The organism is Massilia sp. IC2-476, from assembly GCF_020707295.1.
In the GTDB taxonomy this organism is placed as follows: Bacteria; Pseudomonadota; Gammaproteobacteria; order Burkholderiales; family Burkholderiaceae_D; genus Telluria.
This window is the reverse complement of record NZ_JAJFER010000001.1, coordinates 738,334-757,332: the sequence shown is the minus strand read 5'-3', so window position 1 is coordinate 757,332 and position 18,999 is coordinate 738,334. Positions and strand designations below refer to the sequence as shown.

At 66.7% G+C, this 18,999-nt stretch carries 14 protein-coding genes; 3 read left to right on the top strand and 11 right to left on the bottom strand.

Going from position 1 to position 18,999, the window contains the following annotated elements:
- Positions 1–50 precede the first annotated feature (50 nt).
- The 6 genes from LK539_RS03470 to folD form a co-directional block, all read right to left on the bottom strand.
- The gene (locus LK539_RS03470) at positions 51–1,607 is read right to left on the bottom strand and encodes an FAD-dependent monooxygenase (RefSeq protein ID WP_227799509.1); all 1,557 of its coding nucleotides are present in this window, start codon (positions 1,605–1,607) and stop codon (positions 51–53) included.
- Between the two features lie 84 nt (positions 1,608–1,691).
- Positions 1,692–3,854 (bottom strand): gluconolaconase, encoded by a 2,163-nt coding sequence (locus tag LK539_RS03465; protein WP_227799508.1) that lies wholly within the window; start codon positions 3,852–3,854, stop codon positions 1,692–1,694.
- A 97-nt stretch (positions 3,855–3,951) separates the two neighbouring features.
- A complete protein-coding gene (locus tag LK539_RS03460) occupies positions 3,952–4,326 on the bottom strand; it encodes a hypothetical protein (RefSeq protein WP_227799507.1) in 375 nt (124 codons plus the stop codon).
- A complete protein-coding gene (locus tag LK539_RS03455) occupies positions 4,323–4,748 on the bottom strand; it encodes a DNA polymerase III subunit chi (RefSeq protein WP_227799506.1) in 426 nt (141 codons plus the stop codon). Before LK539_RS03455 ends, LK539_RS03460 begins: the two co-directional genes overlap by 4 nt.
- Before the next feature lie 46 nt (positions 4,749–4,794).
- Positions 4,795–6,897: a M3 family metallopeptidase gene (locus LK539_RS03450; protein ID WP_227799505.1), complete on the bottom strand. Its 2,103-nt coding sequence runs from the start codon at positions 6,895–6,897 to the stop codon at positions 4,795–4,797.
- 18 nt (positions 6,898–6,915) lie between these two features.
- A complete protein-coding gene (gene folD / locus LK539_RS03445) occupies positions 6,916–7,824 on the bottom strand; it encodes a bifunctional methylenetetrahydrofolate dehydrogenase/methenyltetrahydrofolate cyclohydrolase FolD (protein ID WP_227799504.1) in 909 nt (302 codons plus the stop codon).
- Between the two features lie 334 nt (positions 7,825–8,158).
- Here folD and aceE point away from each other — a divergent pair, with 334 nt between their 5' ends.
- The 3 genes from aceE to lpdA all read left to right on the top strand — a co-directional run bounded on the left by aceE (position 8,159) and on the right by lpdA (position 14,460).
- Positions 8,159–10,870: a pyruvate dehydrogenase (acetyl-transferring), homodimeric type gene (gene aceE, locus LK539_RS03440; RefSeq protein WP_227799503.1), complete on the top strand. Its 2,712-nt coding sequence runs from the start codon at positions 8,159–8,161 to the stop codon at positions 10,868–10,870.
- Positions 10,871–10,950: 80 nt separating this feature from the next.
- Entirely contained in the window at positions 10,951–12,603 is a 1,653-nt protein-coding gene (gene aceF / locus LK539_RS03435; RefSeq protein ID WP_227799502.1) for a dihydrolipoyllysine-residue acetyltransferase, read from the top strand.
- Positions 12,604–12,615: 12 nt separating this feature from the next.
- Entirely contained in the window at positions 12,616–14,460 is a 1,845-nt protein-coding gene (lpdA, locus tag LK539_RS03430) for a dihydrolipoyl dehydrogenase (RefSeq protein WP_227799501.1), read from the top strand.
- Positions 14,461–14,511: 51 nt separating this feature from the next.
- Here lpdA and LK539_RS03425 read toward each other — a convergent pair whose 3' ends face one another.
- From LK539_RS03425 to LK539_RS03405, 5 genes are all read right to left on the bottom strand, one after another.
- A complete protein-coding gene (locus LK539_RS03425; protein ID WP_227799500.1) occupies positions 14,512–15,285 on the bottom strand; it encodes a LytTR family DNA-binding domain-containing protein in 774 nt (257 codons plus the stop codon).
- The gene (locus tag LK539_RS03420) at positions 15,282–16,427 is read right to left on the bottom strand and encodes a sensor histidine kinase (RefSeq protein ID WP_227799499.1); all 1,146 of its coding nucleotides are present in this window, start codon (positions 16,425–16,427) and stop codon (positions 15,282–15,284) included. Before LK539_RS03420 ends, LK539_RS03425 begins: the two co-directional genes overlap by 4 nt.
- Complete coding sequence (locus LK539_RS03415) at positions 16,424–17,875, bottom strand: carotenoid oxygenase family protein (RefSeq protein WP_227799498.1); 1,452 nt, start codon at positions 17,873–17,875, stop codon at positions 16,424–16,426. The genes LK539_RS03420 and LK539_RS03415 overlap by 4 nt, the downstream gene beginning before the upstream one ends.
- Positions 17,876–17,885: 10 nt before the next feature.
- The gene (locus LK539_RS03410; protein ID WP_227799497.1) at positions 17,886–18,299 is read right to left on the bottom strand and encodes a DUF2141 domain-containing protein; all 414 of its coding nucleotides are present in this window, start codon (positions 18,297–18,299) and stop codon (positions 17,886–17,888) included.
- A 120-nt stretch (positions 18,300–18,419) separates the two neighbouring features.
- A complete protein-coding gene (locus tag LK539_RS03405; RefSeq protein ID WP_227799496.1) occupies positions 18,420–18,995 on the bottom strand; it encodes a hypothetical protein in 576 nt (191 codons plus the stop codon).
- Positions 18,996–18,999 lie beyond the last annotated feature (4 nt).

The window sequence follows — 18,999 nt, the reverse complement described above, 5'->3', positions numbered from 1 at the left end:
GACATATGTGTCTACAGTTTTCGCAGGCGCCCTGAGCACTTATGCGTAATTCATAGAACAGCCGGTCTAGGCATGCATACACGGTAGCGCCCGTAGTCGAGATCGCAGAAATAGTCTTCCAGCGCCTGCGCCGAGGCGCCCGGATCGCATAGGGCCACGTAGCCGTCCGGCCGCAGCAGGTAGCCGGCGTTGCGCGCGAAGCCGGCCTCTTCGTGTTCCTGGCGCCAGTCGAACTCGCGCAGGATCATGCCATGGCGGTCGCACCAGGCGCGCAGGTCGGGGTAGGCCTGGCCGTAGACGTGCACCTGCCAGTCGATCCGTGCCGGCGGCGCGTAGTTGTCCTGGCCGTCGTCGCCCGCCGCGACCCAGGGCAGGCGGTCCCCGCCATGCACGCGGCCGGCCACGCCACTCGACAGCGGGCTGTCGTGGTAGTTGATGGTGGTCTGCGACAGGATCCGGAAGATCGACTCGCGCACCGGCCCGATGCCGTACGCAGCGCTGGCGAAGGTCGGCGCGATGCGCGTGCGCACGAAGTCGGCGACACTGCTCTCCGCCGTGACAAAGCTGAACAGGCGGTCGGTGGTGTCGACCAGCTTGCGGGCAAAGGCGATGCGCTCCTTCTCGTAGGTGTCGAGCAGGCTGTCGCGCGCCTCGCCGCGCACCACGGCGGCCAGCTTCCAGGCCAGGTTGATGGCGTCGCCGATGCCGGTGTTCATGCCCTGGCCGCCGGCCGGGCTGTGCACGTGGGCCGCGTCGCCCAGCAGGAAAGCGCGTCCCTTGCGGTAGTGGTCGGTCACGCGGTGGTGCACACGGTAGGTCGAGAACCAGTGCACCTGCTCGACTTCGAGGCCTAGGCTGGCCATGGCGCGGTGACTGACGTCGTCGAAGCTGAGGATGCTCGCTTCGTCGCGCTCGTCGCGGATGGTGCCGACCAGGCGCCCGCGCCCGGCATCGTCGTAGCCGAGGAAGATCACGAAGTCCGAGGTCTCGAGCGACAGGTGGATTTCGCCGTTGGCCGCCTGGCCGCGCGACTGCACGTCGGCGACGTAGAAGATGTGGTCGTAGGTGCCGCCGGCAAAGCCGGTGCCGAGCTGGCGCCGCACGAAGGAACGGGCGCCGTCGCAACCGCACAGGTAGCGCGCTTCGACCAGCTGGTTGTCGCCGTCGGCGCGCCGCAGCTGGGCCGCAATGCCGTCCGCGGTTTCGTCGAAGCCGGTCAGTTCGGTGCGGCGCAGGATGCGCACGCCGGCGGCCTCGAGGTGGCGCTCGAGCAGCTGCTCGTGCGCGTCCTGCGGATAGATCAGCACGTAGGGGTAGGGCGTCAGGCGCGCGCCGGCGTCGCGCAGCGACAGTTTGGCGCGGCGCTTGCCCCGCACCCACAGGTTGATGCAGGGGTTCGGCCGGCCGGCGCCGGCCACTTCGTCCGTCAGCCCGAGCGGGCGGTACAGCTCCAGCGTGCGCGCCTGCACCGCCATCGCGCGCGAGGTGGTGCCCGGCCCGTCGGCCTTGTCGACGATGCAGGCCCGGGTGCCCTGCTTTGCCAGCGCCAGCGCCAGCACCATGCCGGTCGGGCCTGCACCGGCGATGAGTACGTCATATCGGTCCATGATGAGCTCCTGTTACAAGTTTCGTCTTGCACAGATGCCGCCGCGGTACGGATGTTCCGCGGTTATCCGAACTTCATTGTAGGCTCACTCGATGACAAGCGACAGGTCGCGTCCTTCGAGCGCCACCTGGCCGGCGTAGTCGGCCGCGTAGATGCGCAGGATGTACTCGCCCGGCGCCACGCCGCCGAGCTGCCAGCTGCCCGTCTGCACCTCGCCATCCTGCAGGCGGCTGTGGAGCGCGTAGGCGAAGCGGGTGGCCTGGCTGCCATATACGGTGATGCCGCTGTTGGGCGCGTAGACGGCCTTCACTGCGTCCGGGTTGCGCGGCAGCCGGTCGTAGACCTGGGTAATCAAGGGACGCTCGTAGCCGGCCACCGGCGTGCCGTCGGCGCGCAGCAGCTGGTAGCCGAGCTTGTACAGGCCGAGGCGCCGGCGCGCCAGGTTGCCGTCCACCTGGTCATAGGCGTCGACCACGATGTTCACCTCACCCAGCGAACGCGGCACGCGCAGGCGCTTGTCCAGTACCGGACGCTTGCGGGTGCCCGTAGGCGGGCGCAGGCGCTTGCCCGTGCTGTCGAACAGGGCGATGCTGTTGATGCGCGGCGCCACGGTATCGATGAAGCCCACGAAGGGCAGGCTGAGCGGATTGACCACCGCGCCGCCCTGGTAGTAGTCGAGGTGCACGTGGGCCATCGCATTGATGGTGCCGAGCGGGTCGCCGACGGCGAAGCGGGTGCCGCGCGGCACGCGCACGCGCTCGGCCTTGCCGCGTTCGCCCGTGATTACCACGAAGCGCGGGTCGAGCGGCTTGCCGCGGGTGTCGCGGCCGACCCGCATGTGGATGTAGGAGAGCGGCCCCAGGCTGATGCCCTCGCTGAGCGAATCGAAGCCCCAGTTGGCGTAGGGGTCCGAGATCTTCGAGGGGAACACGGCCAGCACCTTCGAGCCGACGTCGGCGCGCACATCGAGGCCGGCGTGGAAGTGGTCACGGCTCTCGCCGCTGTAGCTGCCGCGCACTTCGCCCATCACGCCCACCACCTCGTGCACCATGTCCTGCGGACCGACCGGCCAGGGCATCGGCTCCTTGCGGGCGACGGCGACCGGCTGCGGGCGCGCCGGCGCCGCTTCGTTGGCGCGTGGGCTGGACAGGCGGTGCAGGCGGTGGGCCTGGGCGTCGGCCACCACCAGGCTGCCGTCGCGCTCGACCGCGATGCCGCGCGGACCGTAGAGCTGCACGGTGCCGTCGGGGCCGAAGCCGTCGGTCGACGCCGGCACGTCGGCGTCCGGCAGGGGACGCACCTCACCCTCCGGCGTGAGCTGCAGGATGCGCCCGCCCGCGCTGGCGGCGATATAGAGGTAGCCGTCGCGGGTCAGGGCCAGGCCGACCGGGCGCCGCAGCGGGGCCCGGCGCTCACCCTCGGCCGGCGCGGCGATGGTGCTGACCGTGCCGTCGGCGGCGATGCGGCGGATCGCGTTGTTGCCGGTGTCGGCCACGTAGAGCGTGCCGTTGGTGGTCACCGCAAGCGCGCTCGGGGTATCGAAACTCGCCGCCGCACCCACGCCGTCGGCGTTGCCCGGCTTGGCGCCACCGGCGATGGTGGTGACGCTGCCGTCGCGGCCGATGCGGCGGATGCGGTCGTTATAGGTGTCGGCCACGTAGACGACGCCGGTGTCGTCCACGGCGATGCCGACCGGGCCGTTGAACTGGGCCGCACGTCCGATGCCGTCCGTGTCTCCCGGCGTGCCGTCGCCGGCGATGGTCGTGACGGCGCCATCCTTCGTGATCTTCCTGATCGCATGGTTGCCGGTGTCCGCCACGAACAGGTTGCCCTCGTGGTCGAAGGCCAGCGCCGACGGGGTGTGGAACGCGGCCGCCGTGCCGACACCGTCCTGGAAGCCCTCCTTGCTGCCGGCAAAAGTGCTCACCGTGCCATCCGGCGCGATGCTGCGGATGCGGTTGGTGTCGCCGGCATCGGCCACGTAGACCGTGCCCTTGGCGTCGAGCGCCACGCCGAACGGGTCGTCGAAGCGGCTCGAGGCGGCCGGGCCGTCCACTGCACCCGGGATGCCGTCGCCGGCCAGTGTGGTCACGCGCGCGGGCCAGAACGGCACCGTCTTGGCCGCCTTCGGCGTGAACACTGCCAGCGCGCCCGGCTGGCGCTCGATGGTGTCGGTGAAATAGAGGACGGCGCCGGCAATGGCGACGCCTGCGCCCGCAAGCGCGGCGATGAGGATCTTTCGGTTCACTGGAGCTGCCGGATGATTGCTGAGGCAGCAATCTTAGCCGATGCTCGCGTGCCGTGTCGTACGTGGGGCGGACGGGATCCGATCCCGGGGCAAACGATTATTTGCCGAGCGTTTGCAGGTGGGCGATCTCTTTGGCGACAGCGTTGCTGACGATCTCGCCCAGGGCCTGGTTCAGGCCTTCGCGCAGGTCGGCGGTGAAGGTTTCCAGGGTGCGCTGCATGGCGTCGGCCATGGCGTCGCGCACGCGCTGCTCGATCGCGAAGTCGACGCGGCCCTGCAATTGCTGCAGTACGCGTTCGGTCACGCGGCGTTCCAGCACGCTCCATTCCTCGCCGGTCCAGCGCTCGGTGGCGCGGCGTTCCAGCTGTTCGGCCACGGGCTCCTGGCTCGGAGCCGGCGTCGGCGCGAGCGGCTCGGTGACGACCTCGGTGAGGACAGGAATGCTCGGATCGAAGGCTGGCGTTTGGCTCATGACTGTCCTGCGACGAAGTGGGTCAGGGGATAGTTCTGCTTCTTGTAGGCGACGTAGCGCTGGCGCCCGGCCGCGGCATCGTCTTCGTCGACCGAGATGATCTCGAACACGCGCGCGAACTGCTCCAGTTTAGCGGGCGTGCGGCGGGTGAGGTTGACCAGCATCTCGTGATGCGGCAATGGCACGGCCTCATCAAAGGTGACGATGACCGGCGTTTGATCCGCTAATGGGTCGTCGGCCAGCACGTGGGGAATGAAATCGGTATCCGAGACGGTCCACAGCGCGGTGTTCAGCGCTTCGGCCTGCGCGGCGTCTTCGGCCAGCACCACGACCTTGGCCTTCGATGCGTAGGCCTTGCGGGCGAGGCGGCAGGCATAGGCCAGCTTGTCGGGGATGTTGGTGTGGAAGTCGATGCGGGTCATGGTGCTATTGTAAAACGGGGCGGCACCTAGCCGCCCCTTGGGAACATCAGGCGCGGGCGTTGTTCTGCGCGCCGCCCTGGATCATGCCGCTGTGGCGCAGCAGCGCGTCGATCGAGGGCTCGCGGCCGCGGAAGGCCCTGAACGATTCCAGCGCCGGACGCGAGCCGCCCACCGCCAGGATCTCCTGCTGGAAGCGCTTGCCGGTTTCCTGCAGCTGGCCGGATTCCAGTGCTTCTTCGAAGGCCGCATAGGCGTCGGCGGACAGCACCTCGGCCCACTTGTAGCTGTAGTAGCCGGCCGCGTAGCCGCCCGAGAAGATGTGGCCGAAGGAATGCTGGAAACGGTTGAAGCCCGGCGGGATCATCACCGCGAACTGCTTGCGGATGTCGTCGATCAGCTCTTGCACCGTGCGCTCGGCTTTCGGGTCGAAGTCGTAGTGCAGGTGCATGTCGATCAGCGAGAACTCGACCTGGCGCAGCGTCATCATCCCGGACTGGAAATTCTTCGCCGCCAGCATCTTGTCGTACAGCGGGCGCGGCAGCGGCTCGCCCGTCTTCACGTGCGCGGTCATCTGCTGCAGCTTGTCCCACTCCCAGCAGAAGTTTTCCATGAACTGCGAGGGCAGCTCCACCGCATCCCACTCGACGCCCGAGATGCCCGACACCGACAGCTCTTCGACTTCGGTCAGCATGTGATGCAGGCCGTGGCCGAATTCGTGGAACAGGGTGATGACTTCGTCGTGCGTGAACAGGGACGGCTGCAGCTTGCCATCGACGGTTGCCGGCGGGGTGAAGTTGCAGGTCAGGTAGGCAATCGGGGTCTGCACGATGCCGCCAATGGTGACGCGGCGGCCGCGCGCATCGTCCATCCACGCGCCCTGGTTCTTGCCGGCGCGCGCATACAGGTCGAGGTAGAACTGGCCGATGAGTTGACCATCGCGCTCGATACGGAAGAAGCGCACGTCCGGGTGCCACACGGGCGCCACGTCCTGCTTGACGCGCACCCCGAACAGGTCCTGGATGACCGTGAACAGGCCTTCGACGACCTTCGGCTCGGGGAAGTATTCCTTCACTTCCTTCTCGGAGAAGGCGTAGCGCTGCTCGCGCAGCTTTTCGGAGGCGTAGGCCACGTCCCAGGATTGCAGGTCCTCGATGCCCAGTTCGTCACGGGCAAAGGCGCGCAGCTCTTCCAGGTCCTTCTCGGCGAACGGGCGGGCGCGCTTGGCGAGGTCCTCGAGGAACTCGACCACGTGCTGCGGGCTTTCCGCCATCTTCGGCACCAGCGAGACCTCGGCGAAGTTGGCGTATTCCAGCAGCTGGGCTTCTTCGTGGCGCAGTTGCAGCAGCTTGACGATGTTGGCGGTGTTGTCCCACTCGGCGGCCTTGCTGAACATGGTGCCGGTGTCCGAGGCCTTGGTGCTGCTCGCGCGGTAGATGGTTTCGCGCAGGGCGCGGTTGTCGCAGAACTGCAGCACCGGATAGTAGGACGGGAAGTGCAGGGTGAACTGCCAGCCGGCCTTGCCTTCCTGCTCGGCGCTGGCGCGGGCCGCGGCCTTCACGTCGTCCGGGATGCCCGACAGTTCTTCTTCGTTCTCGACCAGCAGCTTGTAGTCGTTGGTGGCGTCCAGCACGTTCTGCGAGAAGCGGGTCGAGGTTGCAGCCTGCTGTTCCTGGATCTCGGCGAAGCGTTCCTTCTTATCCTCCGGCAGCTCGGCGCCGCCCAGGCGGAAGTCGCGCAGCGCGTTCTCGACGATGCGCTTGCGCGCCGGGGAAAGGCTCTCGTATTCGCTGCCGGCGCGCAGCTGTTTGTACTTGGCGAACAGGGCCTCGTTCTGGCCCAGAGAGGTCCAGAACTCGGTCACCTTCGGCTGGTTCTCGTTATAGGTAGCGCGCAGCTCGGGCGTGTCCGCCACGTGGTTCAGGTGGTTGACCACGCCCCAGGCGCGGCCCAGGCGCTCGGTGGCTTCCTCGAGCGGGATCACGAAGCTGTCCCAGGTCACGCTGTCGCTCGGCGCTTCCAGCTGCGTGACCACGTCCGCAGCCTGCTTGATGAGTTGCTCGATGGCCGGCGTCACGTGCTCCGGCTTGACCAGGTCGAACCGGGTCAGGCCCGAGAAATCGAGGAGGGGATTGCTGGTGTCGATGGTCATGGTGTTCCTTTAAAAGGTTCAGGCCACGCCCGGCTTCGGTTCCATTCCCGTTGCCTGGCTGGGGCAGTTCTGGCTGCTGGAGTGCACGCGTTCGGCGGACTCCACGGTGTTCATCAACAGCATGGTGATCGTCATCGGGCCGACGCCGCCCGGCACCGGGGTGATATGCGAGGCGACTTCGCGTACACCGGCGTAATCCACGTCGCCGCACAGCTTGCCCGCGTCGTCGCGGTTCATGCCGACGTCGATCACGACCGCGCCCGGCTTCACCATGTCTGCCGTGAGGGTATTGCGGCGGCCGACGGCAGCCACCACCACGTCGGCCTGGCGGGTGTACAGGCCCAGGTCCGGCGTCGCGCTATGGCAGATGGTGACGGTGGCGTTGGCTTGCAAGAGCAGCAGGGCCATCGGTTTGCCGACCGTGTTCGAGCGGCCGATCACGACCGCGTGCTTGCCGCGCAGGTCGATGCCGGTGGTTTCGATCAGCTTCATGCAGCCGTAGGGGGTGCAGGGACGGAAGCCCGGCAGGTTGGCGACCAGTTCGCCGGCCGACAGCACCGAGTAGCCATCGACGTCCTTGCTGGTGGCGATCGCTTCGATCACCTTGCTCGGGTCGATGTGCTTGGGCAGCGGCATCTGCACCAGGATGCCGTGGATCGCCGGGTCGGCGTTCAGGGCGGCGATACGGTCGAGCAGGGCGGCTTCGGACAGGTCGGCGTCGTACTTTTCCAGCACCGAATGAAAGCCCACGTCGCCGCAGGCCTTGACCTTGTTGCGCACGTAGACGTGGCTCGCCGGGTCCTCGCCGACCAGGATCACGGCCAGGCCCGGCTGCTTGCCGGCGGCAGTGAGTTTTGCTGCGCGCTGGGCGATTTCGCCGCGCAGTTGTTGGGAAAGGAGGACTCCGTCGATGTTCTGGGCTGGCATGTTTGGGCTCACGACTAGGCAAAAATGAAATTATAAGGTCTTCATCCACTATCGCGCGCCGCGCGGGGCGAAGCATGTTCATATTTATAGCCGCCTGTGCCAAAGGTGGGAGCGTGCGCCGCCGGCTTCGTTATACGATTGCCAATCCGCTCCAGAGTGAAAAATGTGCGGTCGCAGCATCGAATTTCATTATGTGGAATGACATATCGCAATTTGAAAAAGCCAAACGCTACTGATAGAATCGAACGGTTTATTTCCCGACATTTGAAAATTCACCATCGCCGCCAGCCATGATTGGGATCGGGTGGGGCGCAAATTCTTAGGAGACGCATTAATGTCAGCTCAACTCGACCAGTTGACGGCACAAGCTGCCAACGACCCGGACACCCTCGAAACCCAGGAATGGCTGGATGCGCTGGAGGCGGTGATCGAACATGAAGGCACCGAGCGCGCCCACTACCTGATGGAGCGCATGGTCGACCTGGCGCGTCGCCGCGGCGCCCATATCCCGTTCTCGAGCAATACCGCCTACGTGAACACCATCCCGGCCCACCTGAACGTGAACTGCCCGGGCAACCTCGAATACGAAGAGCGTCTGCGCTCGTGGATGCGCTGGAACGCGATGGCGATGGTGGTCAAGGCCAACCGCGCCGACGGCGACCTGGGCGGCCACATCTCCTCCTTCGCCTCGCTGGCTAACATGCTGGGCATCGGCTTCAACCACTTCTGGCACGCCCCGACCGAAGAGCACGGCGGCGACCTGCTGTACATCCAGGGCCACTCCTCGCCCGGCATCTACGCACGCGCTTACCTGGAAGGCCGCATCTCGGAAGAGCAGCTGCTGAACTTCCGCCGCGAAGTCGACGGCAAGGGCCTGTCGTCCTACCCGCACCCGAAACTGATGCCGGACTTCTGGCAGTTCCCGACCGTCTCGATGGGCCTGGGCCCGCTGATGGCGATCTACCAGGCGCGCTTCCTGAAGTACCTGCACGCCCGCGGCATCGCCAACACCGAGAACCGCAAGGTCTGGGTCTTCTGCGGCGACGGCGAGATGGACGAGCCGGAATCGATGGGCGCGATCGGCATGGCCGCGCGCGAGCGTCTCGACAACCTGGTCATGGTCGTCAACTGCAACCTGCAGCGCCTGGACGGTCCGGTGCGCGGCAACGGCAAGATCATTCAAGAGCTGGAAGCGGACTTCCGCGGCGCCGGTTGGAACGTCGTCAAGGTCATCTGGGGCTCGCAGTGGGATGCGCTCCTCTCTAAAGACAAGGACGGCATCCTGCAGCGCGTGATGATGGAAACCGTCGACGGCGAATACCAGAACTACAAGGCCAAGGACGGCGCCTACGTGCGCAAGCACTTCTTCGGCAAGCATCCGGAGCTGCTCAAGATGGTCGCCAACATGAGCGACGACGACATCTGGCGCCTGACCCGCGGCGGCCACGATCCGCACAAGATCTACGCCGCGTTCAAGAACGCCCAGGAGAACAAGGGCACCCCGACCGTGCTGCTGGTGAAGACCGTCAAGGGCTTCGGCATGGGCAAGTCGGGCGAGGCGCGCAACACCGCGCACCAGACCAAGAAGCTCGACGACGCCGCGATCCGCGAGATGCGCGACCGTTTCAACATTCCTATCCCGGACGACAAGCTGTCCGAGATCCCGTTCTTCAAGCCCTCCGACGATTCGCCGGAGATGCAGTACCTGCACGAGCGCCGCAAGGCCCTCGGCGGCTACCTGCCGCAGCGCCGCGCCAAGGCGGACGAGAACCTGGTGGTGCCGGCGCTCGAGACCTTCAAGTCGGTGCTGGAACCGACCGCGGAAGGCCGCGAGATCTCGACCACGCAATCGTATGTGCGCGTGATCACCAGCCTGCTGAAAGACCCGAGCATCGGCCAGCGCATCGTCCCGATCCTGGTCGACGAATCGCGTACCTTCGGCATGGAAGGCCTGTTCCGCCAGATCGGTATCTTCAACCAGCAGGGCCAGCTCTACGAGCCGGTCGACCGCGACCAGGTGATGTACTACCGCGAAGACAAGGCCGGCCAAATCCTGCAAGAGGGTATCAACGAAGCGGGCGGCATGAGCTCGTGGATCGCCGCGGCGACCTCGTACTCGTCGAACAACCGCACCATGATCCCGTTCTACACCTTCTACTCGATGTTCGGGATGCAGCGTGTGGGCGACCTGGTCTGGCTGGCAGGCGACATCCGTGCGCGCGGCTTCCTGATGGGCGGCACCGCCGGCCGCACCACGCTGAACGGCGAAGGCCTGCAGCACGAGGACGGCCACAGCCACATCATCGCGGCCACGGTCCCGAACTGCATTCCGTACGACCCGACCTTCGGCCATGAAGTGGCGGTGATCATCCAGGACGGCCTGCGCCGGATGGTGCAAGAACAGGAAGACGTGTTCTATTACATCACCATCATGAACGAGAACTACGCGCATCCGGGCCTCAAGCCGGGCCAGGAAGAGGGCATCCTGAAGGGCATGTACCTGCTGCAGGAAGGCGCCCCGATCCAGGGCAGCAAGGACGACGCCAAGCGCGTCCAGCTGATCGGCTGCGGCACCATCCTGCGCGAGTCGATCTTCGCGGCAGAACTGCTGAAGAACGACTGGGGCGTCGATGCGGACGTGTGGTCGGCGCCGTCGCTCACGCTGCTGGCGCGTGACGGCCAGGACGCCGAGCGCTGGAACATGGTCAACCCGGATGCCGAGCAGCGCGTACCCTACGTGACCTCGCTGATGCAGAACACCGCCGGTCCGATCGTCGCAACCACCGACTACATGCGCATGTTCGCCGAGCAGATCCGCGGCTTCATGCCGAAGGGCCGCACCTACAAGGTGCTGGGCACCGACGGCTTCGGCCGTTCGGATTCGCGCGTCAAGCTGCGCGAGTTCTTCGAGGTGAACCGCTACTACATCACCGTGGCATCGCTGCGCGCACTGGCCGACGAAGGCAAGATCGACCGCGCCCTGGTTGGCCAGGCGATCCGGAAGTACGGCATCGACCAGAACAAGCCGAATCCTGTGACCCAGTAAATGCTCGAAGCCGCTCTCGCACACTTGCAACTGCGGGAGCGGCTTAAGCGCTAACTCAAAGAACAAACGGAGCTAACACTATGAGCATTGTGGAAGTCAAAGTCCCTGATATCGGCGACTTCAAGGAAGTGGAAGTCATCGAGCTGATGGTCAAGCCGGGCGACACGATCAAGGTCGACCAGTCGCTGGTGACCGTCGAATCGGACAAGGCCAGCATGGAGATCCCCTCCAGCCACGCCGGCGTCGTGAAAGAAATCAAAGTGAAGGTCGGCGACAAGGTCGCCGAAGGTTCGCTCGTGCTGCTGGTCGAGGAAGCCGGCGGCACGGCCGCCGCATCTGCACCTGCCGCTGCTGCCGCTGCACCTGCGCCGGCCGCTGCCGCACCGGCACCGCAAGCCGCACCGGCACCTGCCGCTGCTGCTCCCGCAGCTGCTGGCGGTATCGTCGAAGTCACCGTGCCGGACATCGGCGACTTCAAGGAAGTCGAAGTCATCGAACTGATGGTCAAGCCGGGCGACCAGATCAAGGTCGACCAGTCGCTGATCACGGTCGAATCGGACAAGGCGAGCATGGAGATCCCGTCCAGCCACGCCGGTACCGTCAAGGAAATCAAAGTGAAGGTCGGCGACAAGGTCGCCAAGGGTTCGCTGGTGCTGCTGGTCGAGTCGACCGGCGGTGCGCCTGCCGCTGCGCCTGCCGCAGCCGCGCCTGCGCCCGCTGTTGCCGCTCCTGCACCGGCCGCCGCCGCTCCGGCGCCTGCGGCTGCTGCACCTGCCCCGGCGCCAAGCCAGGGTGTCACCGGCTCCAAAGCCCACGCTTCGCCGTCGATCCGAAAGTTCGCCCGCGAACTGGGCGTCGACCTGGCGCGCGTGCCGGGCACCGGTCCGAAAGGCCGCATCACCCAGCAGGACGTGCAGAACTTCGTCAAGGGCGTGATGGCTGCCGGCCCAACGGCTGCCGCCCCGGCGAAGGGCGGTTCTGGCGGCGGCATGGAAGTGCTGGCCTGGCCGTCGCTGGACTTCTCGAAGTTCGGTCCGACCGAAACCGTGGCCCTGCCGCGCATCAAGAAGATCTCGGGTCCGAACCTGCACCGCAACTGGGTCATGATCCCGCACGTGACGCACTTCGAGGATGCCGACGTCACCGACCTGGAACAGTTCCGCGTCGATTCGAATGCCGCGCTGGCCAAGCAGAAGTCGACCGTCAAGCTGACCATGCTGGCCTTCGTCATCAAGGCCTCGGTCGCCGCGCTGAAGAAGTTCCCGCAGTTTAATTCGTCGCTGTCGGAAGACGGCGGCAGCCTGATCGTCAAGCAGTACTACAACATCGGCTTCGCAGCCGATACCCCGAACGGCCTGGTGGTCCCGGTCGTGAAGGATGCGGACAAGAAGACCATCTCGCAGATCGCCGTCGAAATGGGCGAACTCTCCGCACAGGCGCGCGACGGCAAGCTGTCCCCGAGCGCGATGCAGGGTGCAACCTTCACCATCTCGTCGCTGGGCGGCATCGGTGGCACGGCGTTCACGCCAATCATCAATGCGCCGGAAGTGGCGATCCTGGGCCTGTCGAAGTCGGCGATGAAGCCGGTGTGGGATGGCTCGAGCTTCCAGCCGCGCCTGATGCTGCCGCTGTCGCTGTCCTACGACCACCGCGTCATCGACGGCGCCGGCGCCGCGCGCTTCGCCGCCTACCTGGCGGACGTGCTGGCCGACCTGCGCAAGACCCTTCTGTAAGGAGCGCCGAGTATGAGCACTGTTGAGGTAAAAGTACCGAACATCGGCGACTTCAAGGACGTCGAAGTCATCGAGCTGCTGGTGAAGCCGGGCGACACCATCAAGGTCGACCAGTCCCTGGTCACCGTCGAATCGGACAAGGCCAGCATGGAGATCCCGTCGACGAACGCCGGCGTGGTCAAGGAAGTGAAGGTCAAGGTCGGCGACAAGGTGAACGAAGGTTCGCTGCTGTTGATGATCGAGGAATCCGGCGCCGGCGCGGCACCTGCCGCCCCTGCGCCTGAGGCCAAGCCGGCCGCGCAGATCGGCGCGCAGGCAGTGGCGCCGACCGCCGCTGCCGCTCCGACGGACTCGTACGCACCGGCGCACCCGGCGCCGGCGGCCACCCCGGCAGCCGCACCGGCGCCGGGCGCGGCCAGCTACAGCGGCCAGGTCGACATCGAATGCGAAATGATGGTGCTGGGTGCAGGCCCGGGCGGCTACTCGGCCGCCTTCCGCGCGGCCGACCTGGGCATGAACACCGTGCTGGTCGAGAAGTATGCGACCCTGGGCGGCGTCTGCCTGAACGTGGGCTGCATCCCGTCCAAGGCGCTGCTGCACGTGGCGCACATCATGGACGAGACCGCGCACATGGCCGACCTGGGCGTGAGCTTCGCCAGGCCCGACGTCGATATCGACAAGCTGCGCGCCTACAAGGATGGCGTGATCAAGAAGATGACCGGCGGCCTGAATTTCATGGCCAAGGCGCGCAAGGTCAACGTGGTGCAGGGCGTGGGCCAGTTCCTCAGCCCGAACCACATCGAAGTCACCGCAGCCGATGGTTCGAAGAAGGTCGTGAAGTTCGCCAAGGCGATCATCGCCGCCGGTTCCTCGGTGGTGAAGCTGCCTTTCGTGCCGGAAGATCCGCGCATCGTCGATTCGACCGGCGCGCTGGAACTGCGCCAGGTGCCGAAGCGCATGCTCGTGATCGGCGGCGGCATCATCGGCCTGGAAATGGCAACCGTGTACTCGACCCTGGGTGCGCGCATCGACGTGGTCGAGATGATGGATGGCCTGATGCAGGGCGCCGACCGCGAGGCCGTCAAGGTCTGGCAGAAGTACAACGCGCACCGCTTCGACAACATCATGTTGAAGACCAAGACCGTCGGCGTGGAAGCGCTGCCGGAAGGGATCAAGGTCACGTTCGAGTCGGCTGAAGCGGGCCAGCCGGCGCCGGCGGCACAGGTCTACGACCTGGTGCTGGTCGCCGTGGGCCGCAGCCCGAACGGCAAGAAGATCGCTGCCGAGAAGGCTGGCGTGGCCGTGACCGACCGCGGCTTCATCGGCGTGGACGGCCAGATGCGCACCAATGTGCCGCACATCTTCGCCATCGGCGACCTGGTGGGCCAGCCGATGCTGGCGCACAAGGCGGTCCACGAAGCCCACGTCGCAGCGGAAGCGGCGCATGGCGAGAAGGCCTTCTTCGATGCCAAGGTGATCCCGTCGGTGGCCTACACCGATCCGGAAGTCGCGTGGGTCGGCCTGACCGAGGAAGAAGCCAAGCAGAAGGGCATCGCCGTCGAGAAGGGCCACTTCCCGTGGAACGCCAGCGGCCGCGCGGTCGCCAATGGCCGCGACGAGGGCTTCACCAAGCTGCTGTTCGACGCCGAGACCAAGCGCATCATCGGCGGCACCATCGTCGGCACCAATGCCGGCGACATGATCGGCGAAGTGGCGCTGGCGATCGAGATGGGCGCGGACGGCGTGGACATCGGCAAGACCATCCACCCGCACCCGACCCTGGGCGAATCGATCGGCATGGCGGCGGAAGCCTACAAGGGCGTCTGCACCGACCTGCCGCCGGCGCGCAAGAAGTGATTGTCGCTGTCGCGACGCAATGAAGACGGGACCCCGCGGGGTCCCGTTTTTTTACATCTGCTTGAACAGGTCCACGTAATTCCGGCTCACCACCAGCTGCTCGTCCCGTCCTTTCAGGCGCACATGCAGCCGCCCGCGGAAATCCGTGCGCGTGCCCGCCACATGCTTCGCCGCGACGATCACGCCGCGGTGGATCTGCCAGAACTGCTGCGTATCGAGCTGCTCCTTCAGCTTGGAGAGCGGGGTGCGGATCAGGCATTCGCCGTCGGCCAGATACACGCTGGTGTACTTGTCGTTGCTCTGGAAGTAGATCACCTCGTCGATCGCCACCAGCCGCGTCTCCTGGCCCTTGGCCGCGCGGATCCATTGCAGCGGCGCCGGCGCGGGTGCGCCCACGCCCAGCTGGCGCAGCAGCGCCGCCAGCGCCTCCGGGACCTGGGCCGGCGCCGGAGTGCCCAAGGCTTGCTTGAGGCGCGCCACCGTGCGCGATAGTCGCTCCAGCCCGATCGGCTTGAGCAGGTAATCGAAGGCCGCATGCTCGAAGGCCTGCAGCGTGTAGTGGTCATAGGCGGTGGTGAACACCACACGTGGCGGATTGCCGCCCTGGCACAGGCGCGCGGCCAGTTCGATGCCGTTCAGGCCCGGCATCTGGATGTCGAGGAAGACCACCTGCGGCGCCAGCTCGTCGATCAGCTCGAGCGCCTGGATGCCGTTGGCGGCGCGGCTGACGCGCAGCTCGGGCCAGGCAGCCGCGAGCTGGGTTTCCATGTAGTCGAGCAGATGCGGTTCGTCGTCGGCGATCAGGGCGCGTGGATGGTCGGTCATGGCACCAGGAGAGGTAACAGCAGGCGCGAGGTGACGCCGCCCGCGGGGTTTTCGATGAGCTGCAGTTGCGCGCCGGCGCCGTACAGCTGGCGCAGGCGCTCGCGCAGGTTGGACAGGCCGACGCCGCCGCCGGGACGCGGCGCACCGGGACGCAGTCCGAGACCGCTGTCGCATACTTCGATGCACAGCACGGCGTCTTCGCGGCGCGCGCGCACCACGATCTCGCCGCCCGCGAGCTTGGGCTCGATGCCGTGCATGATTGCGTTCTCGACCAGCGGCTGCAGCAGCATCGGGGCCATCGGCAGTCCGCCGACCGCGGGATCGAGCTCGAAGCGCCAGCGCAGGCGCTGCTCCATGCGCACGCCCAGCACGTCGAGATAGGCGCCGGCGAGCTCGATCTCGCCGCCGACCGTCGCGTGCTCCGCGCGGCTGGCCGACAGGCTGGCGCGCAGGAAGTCGATGAAGCGCTCCAGCATGCGGCGCGCCTTGGCCGGCTGGCTGTCGATGAGGCTGACCACATTGGCCAGCGTGTTGTACAGGAAGTGCGGCTCGATCTGGGCCTGCAGCGCGCGCAGGCGGGCCTCGGCCACCAGGCGCCCGGCGGCCGCGATCTGCTCCTGCTGGCGCGCGGCTTCCGCTGCGCGCCGCATGCGGCGCTCACCGGCTGCCAGCAGCAGCACCATCATCACCGCCGTCATCAGGCCGAAAGCGAGCAGGAACATCACCGTGGTGCTGTACTGGAAGAAGCGCAGGGGACTCCTGCCGGCGACCAGGGCATTTCCGACAGGGATGCCGATTACGCTGGCCATCGTGATGGCGATGAGCTGGGCACTGCGGAACACGTGCATGTTTGCGCGCGACAGATAGCGTTCGAGCAGTTGCAGCGCGCCGTGGATCATGAAACCGATCAGGTTGCTGACCACCAGGGTGGCGAACAGCAGGCGCCAGAGCGGCAACTCGCGGCCGAAGAGCTTTTGCAGCACCGTCAGGCCAAGCCCAAGCATGCTGCTCCAGATTGCCGTGTAGAGCAGGTTGCGCACGAGCGAAGGCGGCCAGCGTCGGAACAGGGGAATCAGTTCCAGCGGATGGCCGCGTTCGCGTTCCGCGTCGCAGTGCTTGGCAGGTAAGGGGGTGATAGTCATGCTGATAGGAAATTACCATGAAAGCAGTGCGGTGTGCGATAGGGCAGTCGCGCCAGCGCCAGCGGCCCGGCGGACACACGCGCCGCATCGAACACCGTCATCACGCCCACGCCACGGCGCAGGTCCTGGGCCACGCCGACCAGGTAAGCGTCGCTCTCCGAGCGCGCGTTGCGGCGCGGGACCAGCACGTGTTCCTCGACCTGCCAGCCTTCATCGAAGCGGTAGCCGTCCACCTTGCCGCTGTCGGTGTCGACCAGGTTGACCGAGGACAGCCGTCCCGCTCCTCCAAGCAGCACCAGCTTGCGATGGCGGCCACCGACTACCTGTGGCGCCACGCGCGGGAATTCGCTGTCGCCGAACAGACGGCTGACGTGCGCCTGGCCGCTCCCATAGTCGAGGCAGACCTGGACCGCTTCGCTGCGCGACTGGGCCGCGCGGCGCTCGCCGGCCATCAGGCTGCCCAGCTCGGCCAGCACGTCGCCCTCGTGCAGGACCACGTCGAAGCGGGTGCAGTCGCCGTCTTCCCAGGCGTTCCCGAAGTGGAAGACCATGCGCGGCGGCAGTTCGAAGACCTTGCGCACGGTGAGGCTGTCTTTCGCGACCACGACGATGCGCATCGGCCGCTCGGCCCAGGCGTGGCGCTCGGCAAAGCTCTTGTCCTTCCCGGGCAGCAGGTCGTAGGGCGGGATCATGAAGATCAGGTGTTTGCTGCTCACCACGAAGTCATGCACCATGGCCTGCTGCGGCACCTTGATTAAAGCCGTGCGCAGGACCTGGCCGTCGGCGCCGATCTGGTACAGCGCGATGCCGCCGGAGCCGGGCAGGGCGCCGAAGTTCCACAGGCCGCCCTGCGGGTCGACTTTCGGGTGGGCCGAGAAGGGCATGGCGCGCAGGTCCTCGCGCCAGGTCTTCACGCTGACGGTGGCCAGCGTTTCCGGATCCACTTCGGTCGCCGAGCCGCCTTCCCACAGCGCATACACGCGGCCATTGAAGGGCAGCAGATTGGTGTTGGCCGCGTTCAGGGTGTCGTTGTCGCGAAAGCCGCGCCGCGCCACCCAGGTGCCGAAGGCGGGATAGAGGAACTGGCCGGCCGCCGACTCGTCCAGGTAGCGGCGGGTCTCCACAAAGCGGCCCTGGTGGGTGACTCGTCCGCCGGCGATGGTCCAGCGCTGGGCGAAACCATCGCCGTCGAACCAGTGGTGATAGCGTTCTCCGCCCAGCTCGAAACGGCCGGGCCCATTGCGATAGAAGCTGCCTTCCAGGTCGCGTGGCAGGCGTCCGGAGACCACCGCCGCGCCGGCCTGGCTGCCGACCGTGTCGGCGTAGACGGCAAGCGCCGGGTCGCGCGCCAGGGCGGCGTGGAAGCGCCGGTAGGTCTGCTCGTCGGCACGGGCAGTGCCGGCGAGGGCCAGGCTGCCGGCGGCGGCGAGGAAGCGGCGGCGGTCCATGTCCGCTTCCTCAGCGCAGGCTGATGGTGGCGGTGGCGCCGTCAGCCGGCAGCGCGAACTTCACCTGCTCGAAGCTTGGCGGCCCCATGTTGCCGAGGGCGTTGTTGCTGAAGGCGTGGTCCTCGACCGGGATGCCCATGGGATTGCTGTCCATCTTGCCATTGCCATTGGCGTCGTGGAACAGGGCGATGCCATAGGCGCCGACTGGCAGGTCCTTGATGACCACGTCGACGCTGCCGGCTGCCGCCGCCACGCGGGCGGCCTGCATTGGGCGGCGCAGGAAGCTGCCCGGCGAATCGTAGACGGCGACCATGATGTTGCCCTGGCTTGACTTGACGTCGGTGACGCGCACCGTGAGGTCGGCGGCGCTGGCAGTGCAGCCGAGCAGGGAAAGGGCGAGGCAGGCGCTGCGGATCGGGTTCATCGTGGTCTCCTTCGGTTGTCGATAGAGCCACTGTAGCGATGCGCGGGAGCGCAGGAAGAGGGATGCGACGAGGGACCGGCTGCCCGGCGCGAGTTGCAGCCGGGCAGCGCGAGTTGCAGATCAGGGCGCGAGCGCCTTGCGGAATTCCGGGTCGTCGAACAGCTGGCCGGCCAGCTTGCGGTACAGACCCTGGTACTGTCCGGCCGCGAGCGGGATCGCGACCGCGCCCACGAAGGACGACTCCCAGGTGGCGCTGGCGCTCAGGGTACGGTCATAGCGGACGGTGTCGTTGCGCTTGACCACGAAGCGCGCCGACAGTTTGCCGCTGCCGGTGCCGATCGCTGCATCGAGCTCGCTGTCAAGCAGGGTGCCGCTGATGACGGTCGGCGCGTTCGGATCGGCCAGGCCGGCCGCCGCCAGTTCCACGCGCAGGGTCTCGCCGAGGTACTGGGCGAACGAGCCGCCGATCGGCGAATTCAGGCTGGCGGCGCGGATGCTGACCGACTGGTCGAGCGCGGCCGGCTTGCTGGTGTCGAGCGTGAAGCTGCCGACGCGGGCCGGGGCCAGCTGGGCGCTGCGCAGGCGCGCGGTGTTCTCGATGGTGGCTTGCGGCACACCCATCGGGGTCGAAGCGCAGCCGGTCAGCAGCAGGACGGCGCCGGCGGCGGCGATGGCGAAGAGACGGGAGATGTTCATGTTG